This window comes from Mycobacterium sp. UM_Kg1, assembly GCF_000972925.1.
GTDB classification, from domain to species: domain Bacteria; phylum Actinomycetota; class Actinomycetes; order Mycobacteriales; family Mycobacteriaceae; genus Mycobacterium; species Mycobacterium hiberniae.
The window spans coordinates 1-269 of record NZ_JRMK01000377.1; the positions used below are offsets into that span (position 1 = coordinate 1).

The 269-nt window shown below is 72.1% G+C and carries 1 protein-coding gene; it reads left to right on the top strand.

Features of this window, described 5'->3' with window-relative positions:
• Positions 1-269 (top strand): IS3 family transposase (locus tag LI92_RS21600; RefSeq protein WP_046322735.1); only part of this gene is annotated, 269 nt, incomplete at both ends.

Here is a 269-nt window from a genome sequence, read left to right on the forward strand (position 1 = left end):
GATGCTGCGCGAACGGTTCGGGGTCTCCGAGCGGCGAGCCTGCACGGTGGTCGGCCTGCACCGGTCCACGATGCGCCTGACGCCGGCCTCGATCAACGATGCCGAAGACCAGCTGCGGGCCTGGCTGCGGACGTTCTCCACCGACCGGCCCCGCTGGGGATGGCGGCGAGCGGCGATCGCAGCCCGCAAGGCCGGCTGGCTGACCAACAACAAGCGCATCCGACGGCTATGGCGCGAGGAGGGCCTGCGGGTTCCGCAGCGGCGCAGGA